Source organism: Burkholderia sp. BCC0398 (genome assembly GCF_902833245.1).
GTDB lineage: Bacteria > Pseudomonadota > Gammaproteobacteria > Burkholderiales > Burkholderiaceae > Burkholderia > Burkholderia sola.
In genome coordinates this window covers 526,205-544,044 of record NZ_CADFEM010000005.1, presented here as the reverse complement: position 1 = coordinate 544,044, position 17,840 = coordinate 526,205, and the positions used below count along the sequence as shown (strand labels likewise).

Annotated in this window: 22 protein-coding genes; 13 read left to right on the top strand and 9 right to left on the bottom strand. The window is 64.7% G+C overall.

Going from position 1 to position 17,840, the window contains the following annotated elements; all coding sequences use genetic code 11:
* Positions 1-12: 12 nt before the first annotated feature.
* The 8 genes from rfbA (at position 13) to HWX76_RS14265 (ending at position 5,210) form a co-directional block, all read left to right on the top strand.
* Complete coding sequence (gene rfbA / locus HWX76_RS14300; RefSeq protein ID WP_176015971.1) at positions 13-909, top strand: glucose-1-phosphate thymidylyltransferase RfbA; 897 nt, start codon at positions 13-15, stop codon at positions 907-909.
* On the top strand, positions 906-1,487 hold the full coding sequence (rfbC, locus tag HWX76_RS14295; RefSeq protein ID WP_050016929.1) for a dTDP-4-dehydrorhamnose 3,5-epimerase: 582 nt from the start codon (positions 906-908) through the stop codon (positions 1,485-1,487). The genes rfbA and rfbC overlap by 4 nt, the downstream gene beginning before the upstream one ends.
* On the top strand, positions 1,484-2,368 hold the full coding sequence (gene rfbD / locus HWX76_RS14290) for a dTDP-4-dehydrorhamnose reductase (protein WP_176015970.1): 885 nt from the start codon (positions 1,484-1,486) through the stop codon (positions 2,366-2,368). The genes rfbC and rfbD overlap by 4 nt, the downstream gene beginning before the upstream one ends.
* Complete coding sequence (gene rfbB / locus HWX76_RS14285) at positions 2,365-3,381, top strand: dTDP-glucose 4,6-dehydratase (RefSeq protein ID WP_124679676.1); 1,017 nt, start codon at positions 2,365-2,367, stop codon at positions 3,379-3,381. The genes rfbD and rfbB overlap by 4 nt, the downstream gene beginning before the upstream one ends.
* Before the next feature lie 169 nt (positions 3,382-3,550).
* Positions 3,551-3,742 (top strand): hypothetical protein, encoded by a 192-nt coding sequence (locus HWX76_RS14280; RefSeq protein ID WP_124555814.1) that lies wholly within the window; start codon positions 3,551-3,553, stop codon positions 3,740-3,742.
* 303 nt (positions 3,743-4,045) lie between these two features.
* A complete protein-coding gene (locus HWX76_RS14275) occupies positions 4,046-4,489 on the top strand; it encodes an Hsp20/alpha crystallin family protein (protein ID WP_176015969.1) in 444 nt (147 codons plus the stop codon).
* Positions 4,490-4,525: 36 nt separating this feature from the next.
* Positions 4,526-4,951, top strand: coding sequence for an Hsp20/alpha crystallin family protein (locus tag HWX76_RS14270; protein ID WP_176015968.1), 426 nt, complete (start codon positions 4,526-4,528; stop codon positions 4,949-4,951).
* A gap of 67 nt (positions 4,952-5,018) precedes the next feature.
* The gene (locus tag HWX76_RS14265; protein WP_124592782.1) at positions 5,019-5,210 is read left to right on the top strand and encodes a hypothetical protein; all 192 of its coding nucleotides are present in this window, start codon (positions 5,019-5,021) and stop codon (positions 5,208-5,210) included.
* 15 nt (positions 5,211-5,225) lie between these two features.
* Here the strand turns inward: HWX76_RS14265 and HWX76_RS14260 are convergent, their stop codons facing one another.
* The 4 genes from HWX76_RS14260 to HWX76_RS14245 form a co-directional block, all read right to left on the bottom strand.
* Positions 5,226-5,657 (bottom strand): hypothetical protein, encoded by a 432-nt coding sequence (locus tag HWX76_RS14260; RefSeq protein WP_176015967.1) that lies wholly within the window; start codon positions 5,655-5,657, stop codon positions 5,226-5,228.
* Positions 5,633-6,916, bottom strand: a complete 1,284-nt coding sequence (locus HWX76_RS14255) for a DUF6402 family protein (protein ID WP_244137971.1) — start codon at positions 6,914-6,916, stop codon at positions 5,633-5,635. The genes HWX76_RS14260 and HWX76_RS14255 overlap by 25 nt, the downstream gene beginning before the upstream one ends.
* An 87-nt stretch (positions 6,917-7,003) precedes the next feature.
* Positions 7,004-7,552, bottom strand: a complete 549-nt coding sequence (locus tag HWX76_RS14250) for a hypothetical protein (protein WP_089490398.1) — start codon at positions 7,550-7,552, stop codon at positions 7,004-7,006.
* Between the two features lie 51 nt (positions 7,553-7,603).
* Positions 7,604-8,062 (bottom strand): hypothetical protein, encoded by a 459-nt coding sequence (locus HWX76_RS14245; protein ID WP_176015966.1) that lies wholly within the window; start codon positions 8,060-8,062, stop codon positions 7,604-7,606.
* Positions 8,063-8,933: 871 nt separating this feature from the next.
* Between HWX76_RS14245 and HWX76_RS14240 the strand changes: the two genes are divergently transcribed.
* The gene (locus HWX76_RS14240) at positions 8,934-9,233 is read left to right on the top strand and encodes an H-NS histone family protein (RefSeq protein ID WP_080334363.1); all 300 of its coding nucleotides are present in this window, start codon (positions 8,934-8,936) and stop codon (positions 9,231-9,233) included.
* A 415-nt stretch (positions 9,234-9,648) separates the two neighbouring features.
* Positions 9,649-10,074, top strand: a complete 426-nt coding sequence (locus tag HWX76_RS14235) for an Hsp20/alpha crystallin family protein (protein ID WP_176015965.1) — start codon at positions 9,649-9,651, stop codon at positions 10,072-10,074.
* 144 nt (positions 10,075-10,218) lie between these two features.
* Here HWX76_RS14235 and HWX76_RS14230 read toward each other — a convergent pair whose 3' ends face one another.
* The 5 genes from HWX76_RS14230 to HWX76_RS14210 form a co-directional block, all read right to left on the bottom strand.
* A complete protein-coding gene (locus HWX76_RS14230) occupies positions 10,219-11,217 on the bottom strand; it encodes a transketolase family protein (RefSeq protein ID WP_089490399.1) in 999 nt (332 codons plus the stop codon).
* Positions 11,214-12,059, bottom strand: a complete 846-nt coding sequence (locus HWX76_RS14225; RefSeq protein ID WP_176015964.1) for a transketolase — start codon at positions 12,057-12,059, stop codon at positions 11,214-11,216. The genes HWX76_RS14230 and HWX76_RS14225 overlap by 4 nt, the downstream gene beginning before the upstream one ends.
* A gap of 49 nt (positions 12,060-12,108) precedes the next feature.
* Positions 12,109-13,434, bottom strand: coding sequence for an MFS transporter (locus HWX76_RS14220; RefSeq protein WP_050016906.1), 1,326 nt, complete (start codon positions 13,432-13,434; stop codon positions 12,109-12,111).
* A 74-nt stretch (positions 13,435-13,508) separates the two neighbouring features.
* Positions 13,509-14,258 carry a glucose 1-dehydrogenase gene (locus tag HWX76_RS14215; RefSeq protein WP_050016904.1) on the bottom strand — a complete coding sequence of 250 codons (750 nt, stop codon included), beginning with the start codon at positions 14,256-14,258 and terminating at the stop codon, positions 13,509-13,511.
* A 148-nt stretch (positions 14,259-14,406) separates the two neighbouring features.
* Positions 14,407-15,306 (bottom strand): LysR substrate-binding domain-containing protein, encoded by a 900-nt coding sequence (locus HWX76_RS14210; RefSeq protein ID WP_089490401.1) that lies wholly within the window; start codon positions 15,304-15,306, stop codon positions 14,407-14,409.
* On the opposite strand from HWX76_RS14210, the gene HWX76_RS14205 reads away from it, so the two are divergent.
* From HWX76_RS14205 to dctA, 3 genes are read left to right on the top strand one after another with little or no spacing between them, the layout of a single operon-like run.
* A complete protein-coding gene (locus HWX76_RS14205) occupies positions 15,305-15,571 on the top strand; it encodes a hypothetical protein (protein WP_176015963.1) in 267 nt (88 codons plus the stop codon). The genes HWX76_RS14210 and HWX76_RS14205 overlap by 2 nt on opposite strands.
* Positions 15,550-16,470: a LysR family transcriptional regulator gene (locus HWX76_RS14200; RefSeq protein WP_050016900.1), complete on the top strand. Its 921-nt coding sequence runs from the start codon at positions 15,550-15,552 to the stop codon at positions 16,468-16,470. The genes HWX76_RS14205 and HWX76_RS14200 overlap by 22 nt, the downstream gene beginning before the upstream one ends.
* Positions 16,471-16,504: 34 nt before the next feature.
* Positions 16,505-17,836 (top strand): C4-dicarboxylate transporter DctA, encoded by a 1,332-nt coding sequence (gene dctA, locus HWX76_RS14195; protein ID WP_176015962.1) that lies wholly within the window; start codon positions 16,505-16,507, stop codon positions 17,834-17,836.
* Positions 17,837-17,840: the final 4 nt, after the last annotated feature.

Here is a 17,840-nt window from a genome sequence, read left to right as displayed (position 1 = left end):
GCGAGGGACCTCATGCAAACAGCGATTGGCCGTAAAGGACTGATTCTGGCGGGCGGCTCGGGCACCCGGCTCCACCCGCTCACGCATTCGGTATCGAAGCAATTGATGCCGGTGTACGACAAGCCGATGATCTATTACCCGCTCAGCACGATCATGCTGTCCGGCATCCGCGACGTGCTGATCATCTCGACGCCGCGCGATCTCGACGCGTTCCAGCAACTGCTCGGCGACGGCAGCCAGTGGGGCATGAGCTTTTCGTATGCGACGCAGCCAAGCCCCGACGGTCTTGCGCAGGCGTTCGTGATCGGCGCGCCGTTCATCGGTCGCGACGCGGCGACGCTCGTGCTCGGCGACAACATCTATCACGGGCCCGCGCTGTCGTCGCTGCTGCAGCAGGCCGCCGCACGGACCGCCGGCGCGACCGTGTTCGGCTACTACGTGCGCGATCCGGAGCGCTACGGCGTCGTGTCGTTCGACGCGGACGACCGCGCGATCGACCTCGAGGAGAAACCGCGCGAGCCGAAGTCGAATTACGCGGTCACCGGCCTCTATTTCTACGACAACGACGTCGTCGAACTGGCGAAGGCCGTGCGCCCGTCGGCGCGCGGCGAACTGGAGATCACCGACCTGAATCTCGCGTATCTCGCGCGCGGCGCGCTGAACGTCGAGATACTTGGACGCGGCTACGCATGGCTCGACACCGGCACGCACGAATCGCTGCTCGACGCGGCCAATTTCATCCAGGTGATGCAGGCGCGGCAGGGCCTGCAAATCGCGTGTCCCGAGGAAATTGCGTACCGGCTCGGCTGGATCGATGCGGAGCAGCTCGAAACGCTGGCCCACAAACTCGCGAAAAGCGGTTACGGCCGCTATCTGCTCGATCTGCTGAGCAAGGAGGTCGCGGCATGACACGGGTGATCGAGACGCCGTTGCCCGGCGTGCTGTTGATCGAGCCCGGCGTGTTCGGCGATGCGCGCGGCTTTTTCGTCGAAAGCTTCCGGGCAAGCTGGCTGCGCGACGCCGGCGTCGACGCGACCTTCGTCCAGGACAACCAGTCGCGCTCGCGGCGCGGCGTGCTGCGCGGGCTGCACTACCAGCGCGTGAATCCGCAAGGCAAATTGGTGCACGCGGCGCGCGGCGCGGTCTACGACGTCGCCGTCGACATCCGGCGCGGCTCGCCGTGCTTCGGCTGCTGGTTCGGGGCGCAGCTCGACGACGTATCGCACCGGATGCTGTGGATTCCGCCCGGCTTCGCGCACGGCTTTTGCGTGTTGTCCGACGAGGCCGACTTCGCGTACAAGTGCACGCAGTACTACGATCCCGATTCGGACGCCGGCGTGCGTTGGGACGATCCGGATATCGGCATCGACTGGCCGGACGCCGGCGCGCCGTATCAGTTGTCGGACAAGGATCGGCGGCAGCCTCCGCTCGCCGAACTGGCAGCCGGCGCGCCGGCGCTGCTGCCCGCATACGGGAGTGCGCGATGACGATCGTCGTGACCGGCGCGCTCGGCCAGGTCGGCCGCGAACTGGTGTTGCGCGCGGGCGGGCAGCCGCTCGTCGGGCTGTCGCGCGCCGCGCTCGACATCGCCGATGCAGGCTCGGTGCGCCGTGCGTTCGACGAACACCGGGCCGCGCTCGTGATCAATGCCGCCGGATGGACCGCCGTCGACCGCGCGGAGGCCGAGCCCGATGCCGCGTGGCGGGCGAACCGCGACGGGCCGGCCGTGCTGGCCAACGCGTGCGCCGCGCTCGGGATTCCGTTGATTCATCTGTCGACCGACTACGTGTTCGACGGCCGCATGCCCGGCCCGTACGCGGAAACCGCCGCCGTCGCGCCGCTCGGCGTGTACGGCCGGAGCAAGCTCGCGGGCGAGGAAGCGGTGCGCGAGCGACTGCCCGACCGTCACCTGATTCTGCGCGTCGCCTGGGTGTTCGGCGCGCACGGCGGCAATTTCGTGCGCACCATGCTGCGGCTGGCGCGCGAGCGCGAGGTCGTCGGCGTCGTCGCCGATCAGTACGGCGGCCCGACGCATGCCGGTGCGATCGCCGACGCGCTGCTGACGATCGCGGCGCGATACCGGGCCGGTGAAGCGCTGCGCTGGGGCACCTATCACCTGTGCGGCACGCCCGTGACGACATGGCACGGCTTCGCCGAAACGATCTTCACCGAGGCGCGGCGCGCCGGCCTCATCGACCGCGTACCGCTGGTCCGGCCGATCCGGACCGACGCCTATCCGTTGCCTGCGCCGAGACCGGCGAATTCCGCGCTCGACTGCGGCCTCCTGCGAGAACACTTCGGGGTCGAATCGCCTTCGTGGATCGCGGGTCTCACCGACGTGTTTGCCACCTGGAAGCGAACCTCATGAGCTATCGACCGAAACATGTTCTCGTGACGGGCGGCGCCGGTTTCATCGGCGCCAATTTTGTCCGGCATCTGCTCGAAAGCGATCCGCAGGTCAGCGTCGTCACGCTGGATCTGCTGACCTATGCGGGCAGCCTCGACAATCTCGGCGACGACCTGCCGGGCGCCGATCGTCATCGCTTCGTCCTCGGCGACATCTGCGACCGACCGCTCGTCGAGTCGCTGCTACGCGACCATGCGATCGACACCGTCGTCCACTTCGCGGCCGAAAGCCACGTCGACCGCTCGATCGACGGCCCCGGCGAATTCGTTCGCACGAACGTGCTCGGCACGTGGACGCTGCTCGACGCGTGCCGCCAGCTTTGGTTGAACGAGCAAAAGCTCGGCCGGGCCGACGCCCTCGCGCGCCGCCGCTTTCACCATATCGGCACCGACGAGGTGTACGGCTCGCTGGGTCCCGACGACCCGCCTTTTTCCGAAACGACACCGTATGCGCCGAACTCCCCGTACTCCGCCACCAAGGCAAGCTCGGACCATCTCGTCCGCGCCTATTTCCATACGTACGGATTGCCCGTCACCACGACGAACTGCTCGAACAATTACGGGCCGCGCCAGCACGGCGAGAAGTTCATTCCGACCGTGATCCGTCATTGCCTCGAAGGCACCGACATCCCCGTGTACGGCGACGGCGCGAACGTGCGCGACTGGCTGTACGTCGACGACCATTGCCGTGCGATCGACGCGGTCATCCGGCGCGGGACGGTCGGCGAGACGTACACCGTCGGCGGCTGCAACGAATGGCGCAACGTCGACATCGTCGCGCTGATCTGTACGCTGCTCGACGCGCGACGGCCCGAACACGCACCGCATGCGCGCCTCGTCCGGTTCGTCACCGATCGCGCCGGTCACGACCGGCGCTATGCGATCGATGCGGGGAAGCTCGCCCGCGAATTGCAATGGCGGCCGGCGGAGAGCTTCGAAACGGGGATCGTGAAGACGCTGGATTGGTATGTATAGAGGCGGTGGCGCTCGGCACGTCGATGTCACGCCGCGCCGAGGGTCGAGATCAGTCGCCAAGCCGTGGTTGCCGATGGCATCAAACCTTTCTATTTGAAAGCTTTGCGCGGCCCGCGCCTTGCTCGCCTGCAACGTGCGCAACATCCCAGGTTGCGACCAGGAGAGCAAGATGACACGTCAACAGCCACAGGCAGACAAGCAGACAGGTAACGAGAAGCCCGCGGAGAAACGCGACGATGGGCAGCAGACCTTCGAAACCGATATTTCGGAAACCGGCGAGGACGGCACCACGGTGCGTCAGGCCGAGGTTCGCGAGGACGACCTGTCCGAAGAGAAGCCGCCGTCCGGGCCGTCGCGCTGAACGGAAGGATGCGACGCGACGGCGCACGCGCGCCGCCGCGTCTTTTCCAGCGTGTCGTTGCAAATTCCGCCCTCTATCGCCGTGCCCCGCTCCGCGCAACGTCCGACATGTCGGACCCGGCCATCTCGACGTCTCGCCCCCCTTGAAATTCACGCGCCGTATCCTATTTTAGGTATCGCTCAAGGCAGTCGCGGTTTTCGCGCTGCGTGTTTCGATTTGTTAGTCAGCGACCCTGTCGCGGATGGACGAACTGGAGCGCGTGGTCCGGTTCGTCCCTTCGCAGGGGGCCAACAGGAGCCAATCATGAGCGATATCTTCTTCCCCACCGATCTGCTGGCGGAATTCGACCGCCTGCAACGGCAGATGGCCAGCGTGTTCACGGGCTTTCCGGCCAGTCTGCGCGCGCCGCGGCCCGGCGCATTTCCACCGGTCAATATCGGCAGCACCGACGACACGATCGAGATCGTCGCGTTCGCGCCGGGTCTCGACCCCGCCAAGATCGACATCTCCGTCGATCGCGGGCTGCTGACGATCAGCGGCGAGCGTACGCCCCCGGACGATGGCACGACCGACGACGAGCGACGCGTCTACGCGAACGAGCGGTTCATGGGCGCGTTCCGCCGCGTGGTCGAACTGCCGCAGCACGCGGACCCCGACAAGATCGACGCGCGCTATGCGAACGGCTGCCTGACGATCAGCGTCGGCAAGTCGGAAGCCTCGAAGCCGCGGGCGATTGCCGTCCAGTAAACAGCACGACGTCACGAACGCATGACGGAGGACATCATGAGTGACACGAACACCACTGAACTGACGACTCGTCCGGCCGATACGCGAACGGCCGTGACGAACCGTGAAGCGGCTCGGCGCGACACGCCGCGCACGCGGATTGCGCCCGCCGTCGACATCGTCGAGGATGCGCACGGCATCACGCTGTACGCGGACCTGCCGGGCGTGCCGCGCGACAAGCTCGACGTCCGCGTGCACGACGGCAGCCTGGCCATCGAAGCGGAAGCCGTCGTCCCGACGCCGGCGGGATTGCGTCTGCAGCACGGCGAAGTGCAGCATCCGCACTTCTCGCGCGCGTTCACGCTCAGCCCGGATTTCGACGTGTCGCGCATCGACGCGCAACTGCGCGACGGCGTGCTGAAACTGAGCATCCCGCGGCGCGAAGAAGCGAAGCCGCGGCGAATCCAGGTGACGGCGGGGTGAGGAGGTTCGCCGCAAGCGCTACATGAAGCGGCGCAAGCCGCGAGGCTTGCGCCGCTTCATGCGCAGAATGCGAGCGTCCCGCGTCGGCGCAGGCGGCCCGGGCGTTGCGCGTCGACACGCGGCTGTCGAACGGCCGACCGATCATCCGAGCCACGACCGGATGTCGCTCGGCACCACGTCGATCTACGTGTCGCCGGAAGAGGCGCGGATGCGCCGCGAGGCGGCGAAGTACCATGCCCGGCTAACACGCGACGTCTGAGTGCGTCTCCCGATCTTATGAAAAGAACGCGAGCAGTCGTTGCAGCAACGGTATGCGTGCCGTCCACCAGTCCGTTCGGGACGGCGGCATGGCAATGAAGCGCAACGGAGACGACTTCGACTGGTCGTAGTAGAAAATGTTGTCGTCGCTGTACCGCAGTTCCGTGGGTGCTGCATCGTTGAGCGTGCGCACCGCAAAATAACGCTCCGCCAGCACGTCTCCTGCCGAACCCATCACCCGGAGTCGAATTTCGTCACCATCGGCAAAAGAGCGGGGCGCCCCACATAGCTCGATCTTGTACTTCTTGCCACCGAACTCTTTCGTTCCCCCGTTAAGATCCTGCGTATAGCTCTCGCAACCTTCGTATGACTTCCGTAACGCAAGAGACGGAATCGCTAGTACCAAGACAAGCGCGATCGCGATTACATGTTTTCTGGTGATCTGCATATTTCGCCGAGATTGATCTTAATGGGATTGGTCAGCTTGAGATATTGCAGATTTGAATATATCACGAAATCCTCTCCGCGATTATGCTTGTTTCTCCAATCGTTGTACGTTCGGTTGAAAACAGGATAGTGCACGTCGCACGCTCTAAATTTTTTGACGATGCCTTTACGGGTATCGATCGGTTTATCTAGAAAGTCATCAATCAGATACTTCCATTTGATCTTGGACTCGACGTCGGGCGAATTTCCGAGGTTCGAGTTCACGCCGCTCCGGTACAGAAGCTCCCGAATTCTCCCACCATTCGTGATCACCATGCCGCTTTTATTCCAGTGTCCCAAATACTGACTGCTCGATCCCGGCTTCCCGTCATTGAAGGAGTAGCTGTCTTTTATGTAGGCGTAGATATGGGTTATGGATGCAGTCAGGTCAGCGCAGTACGATTTCGTCTTCTCCTGGTTGTTGTATTTGTAATATCTGTCTCCGGAAAACTCGACGCGCCCGATCGCAGCATAGATGTTGAAGTTGGCCAGGGCAGCGGTCAAATCGGTCGGCGCATAAGGAAGGCCGCCCGTCGTGTCAAAGCTGGACACTTTCACCCACTGGAATTGCCACTTCCTGCAAAACTCGACGAGATTGCCCTTGTCGCCAACCGTCTGGAAATCAAAATCCACCGACGAGCCGAATTTTTCCTTCACCACATCCCGCAGCAAATCTCTCAACAGCACTCTGGCATTCTCGTTGTAGATGCTTTTCGAGATAAGCTCGTCATAACGCTCGCGGACCTTCCCGAACTTTAGCGCCCATTCAAGCGTCACGATCGTGTTATAAAAGGGTTGGTCCGTTTTGAAACTGTTATCCCAAACGTGTTTCGGGCCGCTGAACCATCGCCTGGCAAGCTTGGCTGCAACAGGCCATTTCATCCGCTCCATCGCAGTGGGAACGTCCAGTAAATCGAAGGGTGGGGGATTCTCGCAATCCTCCGCGTCGGCTGGCTCTGTCGGCTTGGGAGGTGGAACCTGCTTGGCGGGTGGCGCCTTTGCCGGCTCCGACGCTTTCGTCGTCTCGGGCTTCGTCGGCATGGGCTCCGGAAGCTTGAACGGCTTGGGTTCGCCAGGAGCAAGCCGATCCATGCAGATGCCTTGCGTTGTATTCAAAGGAACGCATCCATCGGCCCCGGCGTATTCCTTCCACTTCGGCAGTGAAAATGGAATGGACGACGACTTAATTTCATAATACGGCACTTTCTTGACGTCTGGCATAGGGCCTTGGATATCGACTTTTCAAACGGACAGGCATCAGATTAATCGATGCATCTGAAAATCGAACGGCAATAATGAAAACAACTGTCAGATCAAGCCGCGATCGCGCAGGATGAAAAGGTAGGGGCAATCCGCCGGTGGCACGATCGACACGGAAGGCTTGGTCGCCAGCCGAGCCAACATTGCGCTTTCGAGTTCGGCCGCCTGGTTGTCCAACCACCCTGGCTGCCACGCTCGGGCCCACGCGAGCCAGGCCGCTGGCGACAGGCTGGCGGCCGCGGTCGGCCTCGATGGCACGTAAACCGCGTCACGCCACGAGAGGCCCGAATGGAACCGCACGCCAGTGACTCGAAGATGCTTGCGTGTGCAAACGAAGATGAACGCGCGGTGTGGCCGCTCGTCATACAGCACGTCCGGCTCATGCACACCTCTCGCCGGCGCAGCGGAAACCGGTCCAGTCCATTCGAATTCCAGGGTAGCGCCGGTTCGCTCGGCCTGGTCGCGGTTGTAGAGGCCACCATCAATGTAGGCGTTCATGCCTGCGTCACCGAGGATCGGGCCGCCGATAAACGAGCCGGATTCTACGATGTCGCGCGCAATGTACGGCGCTGTTTCATGCGTCAATTTGATCGGCATAGCTCGACACTGTGTTAGAAAAGTGGCCGGCCATGCCGGCTTGGTTGTACGTCACCGGATCCCCGCTGCCTTACGCTCGAGCGGCGAGAATTTGCGTAGCGACGCGTAGGGATCGACGAGCCGTCGCGGCGCACGAAGCAGCTTGACGCCAGGTGTTAGCAAGCCGCCAAAGCCCAAGCCGGCGACGACTCCGGCCGCTATGCGCAGATTCGACCAGTCTGCTGGCATGATGCAAATCAACATGATCGCGATGATGCTGACGCCGAACATTACCTTCAGAAAGAACCATGGTGCTGAGAGCGCGTCGATGTCGAGGATCGAGCACGGAATCTCTTCCGATTCGTATTCCTCTTTCTCACGGACCAACTCCAAGTCGAGCGGTGCCGGCCGACTGGAGACCGGATTGACCAGGCGTTCGGTAAGCGCTGCAGTGACCACGTCAACCGCAGGGAACTCGTGCGGCCACCGATGATGTTCCGCCACACCGTAGGCCCGCAGGATCGACAGCACCCAGCAGGATGGTTGATCGGTTCTAGCAGTTGGCCGTCTAGCACGACCCAATACATGGTCTGATGGGCGTGCATCGCCGCGTAGATCGCGAGGCGATCGGCGGCCGGGTAATCGTACGGCGCAACGTGCGCCGGGATCCATTGCGCACCCATATCGCGGAAGAATCCCACGCGATTCTTGCCCTCGTGCGCCAGAAATAGACCGAGCGGTTTGATCCAGATGAACTCGGCTCGATCGTAGCCTTCTGCCGTCGCGCGAGCCGGGTCTTGCAACCTGGCCAGCAGAGCCGGTCGCTCGTTCTCAGGAACAGAGGAGGTAGTCCATCGCCAGCTCGCGCCGATCCTCTGCGAAACAGGCGCAAGCGCGCTAAACGAATCGCCGCACGGTTCGAGATTGCTGAACGGAAAGACGGTTCTGAAAAAAGATGCTCCGATCCGTGGGCCGTAGGCACCGTCGTGGAACGGTTCAATGAGACGCCGACCGGCCGCACTGCGGCATGCGAGCTCGTCGACTTCGTATTTTGCGTCGACGAGCAGCTTGATCTCGTCGCGCAGCTTCGAGGAAATGTTGTCCACGACGGCTTCGAGTGAGGTGGTAGTTGCGCTCATCGCTTGTCCCATTTTCAAGTCGCTCTCAACCGACTGACCGGGTATATGTGTGCCTCGTGCGGGCGTAGCTTTACATTGAAATCAAAATCTAGAGACGTATGAAATGCAACATTTGCACATGGACGTCGCATACCCGTCTTCGAACCTGTGCCGCGAAAAACGGAAACCGACCGTATTTGTGGTTATGCCGGAACCGTGTCGACGAGACCGAGTTTGCCGACTAGGCTACTCATTCGCTGTTTAACTGATTATCCTCTATCTCCATGGCAACTTATCTTGAATTGAAAGCGCAGGCTGATGCATTGGCACAGCAAGCAGAAGAAGCACGTCTCGCTGAGCTGGACAACGTCATTGCAACGATGCGCGAGCAGATCGCTGAGTACGGCATCACGGCAGAGCAGCTGTTTGGTCGCCGACGTGCCGTAGCGGCAGTAGCGCGCGCGCCGCTGGCACCTAAGTATCGTGATCCGAAAACGGGTGCGACCTGGGGTGGCCGCGGTAAGGCGCCGCGATGGATTGCAGGGAAGAATCGTGCCCGCTTTCTGATTCAGGAAGCCGAATAACTCGAAAGTTTGCCTAACGGAGTTGCGGTGATCGGGTAGACAGACTGGGTCCGGACGTGACGGCTTCGAGCTCGGATCTCGTCACGACACCGGGGAGGACAGTTGCCGCAGCAGGCGAACTCGTTCTGGCTCGATAGCCGGCAACGGACATGGTTGCACCGTTTGCGCGCGACGTGGGGCGAAGACGTCGTCGTTCAGATATACGGCGGGTGGGTACGATTGCGCGGCGATGACGGCGACTGGCGCTTCGCCAGCAAGGCGGAACTCCATTTCGCGACGCTGCGCAGACGGCGTCAAAGTCAATCAGCAACTCTTTGATTAATAAGTACCTTATTTAAAGGGCGGACCGGAGAGCCTTGTCGCAGCTAGATCGGCCTACACCGGTAAACTGCACCGAAATCCAGGGGACCCCATCATGAGTGACACCAACACCACTGAACTGACGACTCGTCCGGCCGATACGCGAACGGCCGTGACGAACCGTGAAGCGGCTCGGCGCGACACGCCGCGCACGCGGATTGCGCCCGCCGTCGACATCGTCGAGGATGCGCACGGCATCACGCTGTACGCGGACCTGCCGGGCGTGCCGCGCGACAAGCTCGACGTCCGCGTGCACGACGGCAGCCTGGCCATCGAAGCGGAAGCCGTCGTTCCAACGCCACCGGGGCTTCGTCTGCAGCACGGCGAAGTGCAGCATCCGCACTTCTCCCGCGCATTCACGCTCAGCCCGGATTTCGACGTGTCGCGCATCGACGCGCAACTGCGCGACGGCGTGCTGAAACTGAGCATCCCGCGGCGCGAAGAAGCGAAGCCGCGGCGGATCCCGGTGACGGCGGGGTAAGCGAATACGCCGCAAGCGTTGCATGAGGCGGCGCAAACCCGAGGCTTGCGCCGCTTCATGCGCAGAATGCGAGCGAGCGTCCCGCGTCCGCGCAGACAGCCTGAGCGTCGCGCGTCGCCCCGCGAGTGTCGAACGATCGACCGATCACCCGAGCCACGACCGGATATTCACGCGCATCGCGCCAGCCGAGATTCCGTAGCGCTCATGCAACGTCGGCAGCGCGCCCGCGGCGAGATACGCATCCGGCAGCGCGATCTGCCGGAACGGCACCGCCACGCCCGCCGCAAGCAACGCGGTCGCGACCGCTTCGCCGAGCCCGCCGATCGTCGTATGGTTCTCCGCGACGATGACCATGCGCCCTTTTCGCGCAGCCTCGCGGACGATGGTCGCCGTGTCGAGCGGCTTGATCGTCGGCACGTGCAGCACGGCGACGTCGACGCGATCGGCTTCGAGCGCCTTCGCCACCTCGAGCGCACGCATCGTCATGATCCCGGACGAGATCAGCAGCACGTCGTTGCCGTCGCGCAGCAGCTTGGCCTTGCCGAGTTCGAAGCGGTAATCGTATTCGTCGAGCACGGCCGGCACGTTGCCGCGCAGCAGGCGCGCATACACCGGCCCCTTGTGCGCGGCGATGGCCGGCACCATCTGTTCGATGTCCAGCGCGTCGCACGGATCGATCACGGTCATGTTCGGCATCGCGCGCATCAGCGCCAGATCCTCGGCGGCCTGGTGGCTCGGCCCGTAGCCGGTCGTGAGCCCCGGCAACGCGCAGATCAGCTTCACGTCGAGATCGTCTTCGGCGATCGCCTGATGAATGAAGTCGTACGCGCGGCGCGTCGCAAACACCGCATAGGTCGTGACGAACGGCTGCGCGCCTTCGTGCGCGAACCCGGCGGCGGCCCCCATCAGCAACTGCTCGGCCATGCCCATCTGGTAGTACCGCTCGGGGAAGGCCTTCGCGAAGAGGTGCAGGTCGGTGTATTTGCCGAGATCGGCCGTCATGCCGATCACGTTGCCGTTCGTGCGGGCGAGTTCGGTCAGCGCATGGCCGAACGGCGCGGAGCGGGTCGCCTGCCCTTCGGCCGCGATGGAGGCGATCATCGCCGACGTCTTCAGGCGCGGCTTGTTGTCGACGGTGCTCATGCGTGTCTCCCTGCTTCGAGTGCGTCGAGCGCGAGTTGCCATTCGTGCGCATCGACCCGGATGAAATGGCTTTTCTCGCGTGCTTCGAGGAACGGCACGCCGCACCCCATCTTCGTGTCGCAGACGATGATGCGTGGCTGCGGTGCATCATGCTGGCGCGCGTGGTCGAACGCGCGTTTCACCGCGTCGATGTCGTTGCCGTCCACGCGTTGCACGTACCAGCCAAAGGCCTCGAGCTTGTCGACCAGCGGCTCGAACGCCATGATCTGCGTCGACGGGCCGTCGGCCTGCTGGTTGTTCACGTCGACGATTGCGATCAGGTTGTCGAGCTTCCAGTGCGCGGCCGACATCAGCCCTTCCCAGACCGCGCCTTCGTCGAGTTCGCCGTCGGAAAACAGCGTGTAGACGAACGCATCCGAGCCCTTGCGCTTCAGCCCCAGACACCGGCCGACCGCGATCGTCAGGCCCTGCCCGAGCGAGCCGCCGGACATTTCCATGCCGGGCGTGTAGCTCGCCATGCCGGACATCGGCAAGCGGCTGTCGTCGCTGCCATAGGTGTCGAGTTCCGCGGCCGGCAGGATGCCGGCTTCGAACAGCGCCGCGTACAGCGCGATCGCATAGTGCCCGTTCGACAGCAGGAAGCGGTCGCGCCCTTCCCAGTCGGGATCGTCGGCGCGATAGCGCATCGCGCCGAAATACGCGACGGCCAGCACGTCGGCGATGTCGAGCGCCTGGCCGACATAGCCCTGCCCCTGCACTTCGCCCATCAGCACGGCGTTTCGTCGGATGCGGTACGCGCGCTCGGCGAGCGGGACCGCGTCATGGATGGTTTCGGTAGCCATCGATTACTCCAGTATCAGGTCGGAAGGAATGCAAATGAATCGGCGGTTGTCAGCGGTTCACGGACCGGGGCACGACGAACACCAGCAGCGCACCGGCCGCGATCGCGACCGAGATGAACACGAGCCCCGCGGTGGACTTGCCGGTCAGGTCGTTCAGCCAGCCGACGATCGCCGGCGAGAAGAAGCCCGCTAGATTTGCGAAGCAGTTGACCGCAGCGATGCCCGCCGCCGCCGACATCCCGCCCAGCAACGCGGTCGGCAGCGACCAGAACTGCGACGACGACGCGAGGATGCCGGCCGACGCGATGCTCAGGCACACGATCGACGCGCCGACGCTGCCGAGCATCGGCAACGTGGCGAAGCCCGCCGCCGCGACCAGCATCGGCACCGCGAGATGGAAGCGGCGCTCGCGGCGACGATCCGCGCTGATGCCGATCAGCGGCAGCGCGACGATTGCACAGGCATACGGAATCGCGGTGAACAGGCCGACCCACAGCGGATCGGCGACGCCGGCCTTGCGAATGATCGTCGGCAGCCAGAACGTGAGGCCGTACTGCCCGAGCACCACGCAGAAGTAAATCGCGGCCATCACCCACAAGCGGCGATCCGCGACGAACGTTCGAATCGACACATGGGCGGTGGTGTGCGCGGCGTCGGCCGACACGTTGCGCGCGAGCAAGGCTTTTTCCGCGTCGGTCAGCCACTTCGCGCCGGCGATGCCGTCGTCGAGATACAGCAGGATCGCGAAGCCCAGCACGAACGAAGGCAGCGCCTCGAGCAGGAACAGCCACTTCCAGCCGGCCATCGACATCGCGCCGTGCAGCGAGTGCATGATCGCGCCCGACAGCGGCCCGCCGATGATCCCGGCGAGCGGAATCGCCATGAAGAACAGCGACAGCGCCTTCGCGCGCCGCGCCGACGGGAACCAGTACGTGAGGTACAGGATCACGCCCGGCGCGAAGCCGGCTTCGGCGACGCCGAGCAGGAACCGCAGCGCGTAGAACGCAGCGGGCGATTTGACGAACACGAAGCTCGCCGAAATCACGGCCCAGGTCAGCATGATGCGCGCGAGCCAGCGGCGCGCGCCGACGCGATGCAGGATCAGATTGCTCGGCACCTCGAACAGGAAATAGCCGAGGAAGAAGATGCCTGCGCCCATCCCGTAGACCGTCTCGCTGAAGCGCAGGTCGTTGAGCATCTGCAGTTTCGCGAAGCCGACGTTGACGCGGTCGAGATACGCGCCGAGGTAGCACAACATCAGAAACGGGATCAGCCGGCGCGCGACCTTCGCGTAGGTCGCCGCTTCGAACGTCTGCGCGTCGTTCCGTTGCAGAGGCTCGCCCTGGACCGGCGATGCGGGGTACTTTGCTCTCATCCTTGTCTCCTGCCATGGCCCCGGGTTGTCCCGGGTGCATGATGGTCGGCGCCGCGCATCGGGCGGCGCCGTTCTCAGTGAATCAGCATCCCGCCGTTGACGTCGAGCGTGATGCCCGTCAGGTAGCTCGACAGGTCGCTCAGCAGGAACAGGCACGCATGGGCGACGTCGGCGGCATCGCCGAGCCGGCCGAGCGGAATGCCCTTGACGATGTCCTCGCGCATGTCGGGCGTCAGCTTGTCGCCGGTGATGTCGGTCTGGATCAGGCCGGGCGTGATCGAATTGACGCGGATGCGGTCGGCGCCGAATTCGCGCGCCATCGCCTTCGCGAGGCCGAGCACGCCGGCCTTGGCGGCGCTGTAGTGCGGGCCGCCGAAGATGCCGCCGCCGCGTTGCGCGGACACCGACGACATGCAGACGATGCTGCCGCCGCGCTGCGTCTGCATCGCGGGCAGCACGGCTTGCGACATGTACAGCGTGCCGCGCAGGTTCACGTCGACGATCGCATCGAAATCACGCGCCGAGATATCGAGCGTGCGCACGGGCTGCGTGATGCCGGCGTTGTTGACGAGACCGTCGATGCGGCCGAAGTGCTCCAGCGTCGCGCGAGCGGCCGCCGCGCACGCGTCGCGGTCGGTCACGTCGCACGCGAGGCCGAGATGGCGGGCGCCGAGTTCGGCGGCGGCCGTTTCCGCATCCTCGCGGCGAAGGTCGAGGATCGCCACGCGTGCGCCCTGCGCGGCCAGCGCGCGGGCCGTGGCCTTGCCGATCCCGCGCGGCGACGCGGCGCCGGTGACGATGATGGTCCGGTTGTCGAGCAACATCGCTTGTCTCCTGTGTTGATGTGTTGTCCGGAGTGTCGGCTCACCGGACACCCGCATCAACGCGGAAACGCTCAGCCATAGTTGAGAAAAATTCAGATGACGGCGCGCGGCCCGCCGATGCTGCAACGCAAAATCACGGATGCGCCGCTCAGCCCGCCCCGCCGTGCGCCGCGACCTCCCGCTCGATCCACGCCAGAAAGCGCTTCACGCGCGGCAGTTCCGCGTTCTGCCGCGGGTAAACGAGATGATGCGCGCCGACTTCGACCGCATGGGCGTCGCCGAACACCGGCACCAGCAGCCCTTCGCGGATCCTCACCGACGCGAGCATCAGGCTTTCGAGCGCGATGCCGAGGCCGAGCGCGGCGGTCTCGAGCGACATGTACGAACGGTCGAACGAAAAATCGAAGGTCTTCTGCGCCGCCAACGGCACGCCGGTCCGGCCGAACCACTGCTTCCACTGGACCAGCGGCGTTTCGGAATAGATCAGCCGGTGCGCGAGCAGGTCTTCCGGCGCGTTCACCGGATGCCGTTCGAGATAGCGCGGCGACGCGAGCGGCGCGATGAACTCGCCGCGCACGGTCCGGACCTCGAGGTTGTCCCAGTTGCCGTAGCCGTGCCGGACGTCGATATCGTAGAAGCCGTTCGAGAACGACACGTTTTCGTACGAGCACGCGAGGTTCAGCTGGATATCGCCGTTCGCCTCCTGAAACGACGACAGGCGCGGCAGCAGCCACATCAGCCCGAAGCTCGGGCTCGAATGCACGCGCAGGATATCGACCTCGGTTCGGCTCGACGCGCGCTCGGTCGCGCGGCTCAGATCGGCCAGCGAGCCGGTGACATCGGCCAGGTAGCGTTCGCCAGTTGGCGTGAGGACGAGGCCGCGCCCCGAACGCTGAAACAGCGGCTGCCCGATCTGCGATTCAAGATTGCTGAGCTGATGACTGACGGCGGATGCGGTCAGGCCGAGCTCTTCCGCCGCGCGGTTCACGCTTTTGGTCCGGGCGACGCTTTCGAACGCGATGATGGCCTTGAGCGGCGGAATGCGCATGCTGGAATCCGTTGAAGAGAGCGGCCCGGCGCTGCGCCAGCGCTGGCGCATTGCCCGCCCAAAAGCGATACGGTACATCAGGAAGCGGCGTCGGGCGGCCCGATTCGCGGCTCGGCCCGCGCGATTCCGGCCGGCCGTGCCGCACACCGCGCCGCGCCAACGCGGCCGCATCGACGACGCCACACGCCTGACGCCCACGGAATCATGCAAAATGCTGCGCATCCAAGTGGCGGAGTTCGACCGGTGGGCATCAATTTCGATTTGACGGACTTGCAGGCGTTTCGCGCGGTCGTGGAAACCGGCAGTTTCCGCAAGGCCGCCGAAGCGGTCAGCCTGTCCCAGCCTGCGTTGAGCCGCCGGATCGACAAGCTCGAAGACGCGCTCGGCGTGCGGCTCTTCGAGCGCACCACGCGCCGTGTCGCGCTCACCACCGTCGGCCGCGTGTTCGCGCAGAGCGCCGAACAACTGCTCGACGATCTCGACGCCGCGCTGCTCGGCATCCGCGACGTGTCGTCGAGCCGCCTGGGCCATGTGACGATCGCGTGCGTGCCGTCGGTCGCCTACTATTTCCTGCCGCCCATCATCGCCCGCTATCATCAGCGCTTTCCGCGCATCCGGGTGAAGCTGCTCGACGCCAGCGCCAACGAAGTGCTGGGCGCCGTCATCAGCGGCGAGGCGGATTTCGGCGTGAGCTTCATCGGCAGCCAGGAGGCGGAGGTCGAGTTCAAGGTGCTGCTCCAGGAGCGGTTCGTCGCCGCCTGTCGCCGCGACCACCCGCTCGCGCGCAAGAAGCGCGTGACCTGGAACGAGCTTTACGAGCACGATTACGTGTCGGTGGACAAGACGTCCGGTAATCGCCTGCTGCTCGACCAGGCATTGGCGGCCGTCGCGCCGCGCAAGCCGAGCGTCTGCGAGGCGCGCCACGTCACGACCCTGCTCGGGCTGATCGAGGCGGGGCTCGGCGTCGCCGCGGTGCCGTCGATGGCGATGCCGGGGCATGACCACCCTGTCCTCACGAGCGTGCCGCTCGTCGAGCCGGCCGTGAAGCGGCGCGTGGGTATCGTCAAGCGGCGCGGGCGCTCGCTGACGCCGGCCGCCGAGGCGTTCCACCGGATGATCGTCGACGCGAAGCGCGGCGACGCCGGCGGCGGCACATCGGCATGACGACGACGGAACGGAAACGAAGGAAGGCTGCATCGTGAGGTGGACCCGGCTGTTCAAATCGCTGTACGTGCAGGTCCTGCTCGCGATGATGCTCGGCATCGGCATCGGTCACGTGTGGCCGGCGGCGGGCGCGATGCTCAAGCCGCTCAGCGACGCGTTCGTCGCGCTCGTGAAGATGACCATCGCGCCGATCGTCTTTTGCACGATCGTGTCGGGCATCACGTCGCTGTCGAACGGGCGGGCCATCGGCCGCACGATCGTGCGCGCACTGGCGCTTTTCTATCTGTTGACGGCCGCCGCGCTCGCGTTCGGGCTCGTCGTCGCCTACGTGCTGCAACCGGGCGCCGGCATGCATATCGACGTCCGTCATCTGGATGCGAGCATCCTCGCGCCGTATGCGAAGCATGCGGAGCCGCGCAGCCTGGTGGCGTTCGCGCTCGGCGTGATTCCGGACACGATGCTCGGCGCATTCGCGACCGGCGAAGTGTTGCCGGTGCTGCTGCTGTCGCTGTTGTTCGGCTTCTCGCTGAATGCGCATCCGCGCGCCGCCCGGCCCGTGCTGGCGCTGATCGACGGCATCGCGCAGGTCGTCTTTCGCGTGCTCGCGATGATCATGCGGCTCGCGCCGCTCGGCGCATTCGGTGCGATGGCGTTCACGGTGGGCCGCTTCGGGATCGGCTCGGTCGGCTCGCTCGCGAAGCTGATGGTGTGCTTCTACGTGGCCTGCGCGCTGTTCGTCGCGCTGGTGCTCGCCCCGCTCGCGCGACTGCACGGATTCGCGCTGTGGCGGCTCCTGCGCTACCTGCGCGAAGAGTTGCTGATCGTCCTCGCGACCTCGTCCACGGAGCCGGTCCTGCCGCGCCTGATCGTCAAGCTGGAAGCGCTCGGCTGCGACAAGGGCGTCGTGGGGCTCGTGCTGCCGGCCGGCTATTCGTTCAATCTGGACGGCACCGCGATCTATCTGACGCTCGCGGCGTTGTTCATCGCGCAAGCTTGCGACGTCCCGCTTTCCGCGCCGCAGGTCGCGACGATGCTCGCGATCATGCTGGTCACGTCGAAAGGGGCGGCCGGCGTGTCCGGCAGCGGGCTTGTCGCGCTGGTCGCGACGCTCGCCGTGATGCCCGACCTGCCGGTCGCCGGGGTCGCGCTGCTGGTCGGCATCGACCGCTTCATGTCGGAGGCGCGCGCGCTGACCAGCGTGATCAGCAACGCGTGCGCGGTGATTTTCGTGTCGGTGTGGGAAGGTGCGTGCGACCGCGCGCGTCTGGTGCAGCGGCTCGCGGCGGCCGGGCCGGCGTTGCCGGACGCGGCCGATGAAGACAGTGCCGCGGCAGACGGCGGCGGGAGTGACGGGAAGACGATCTGATGCG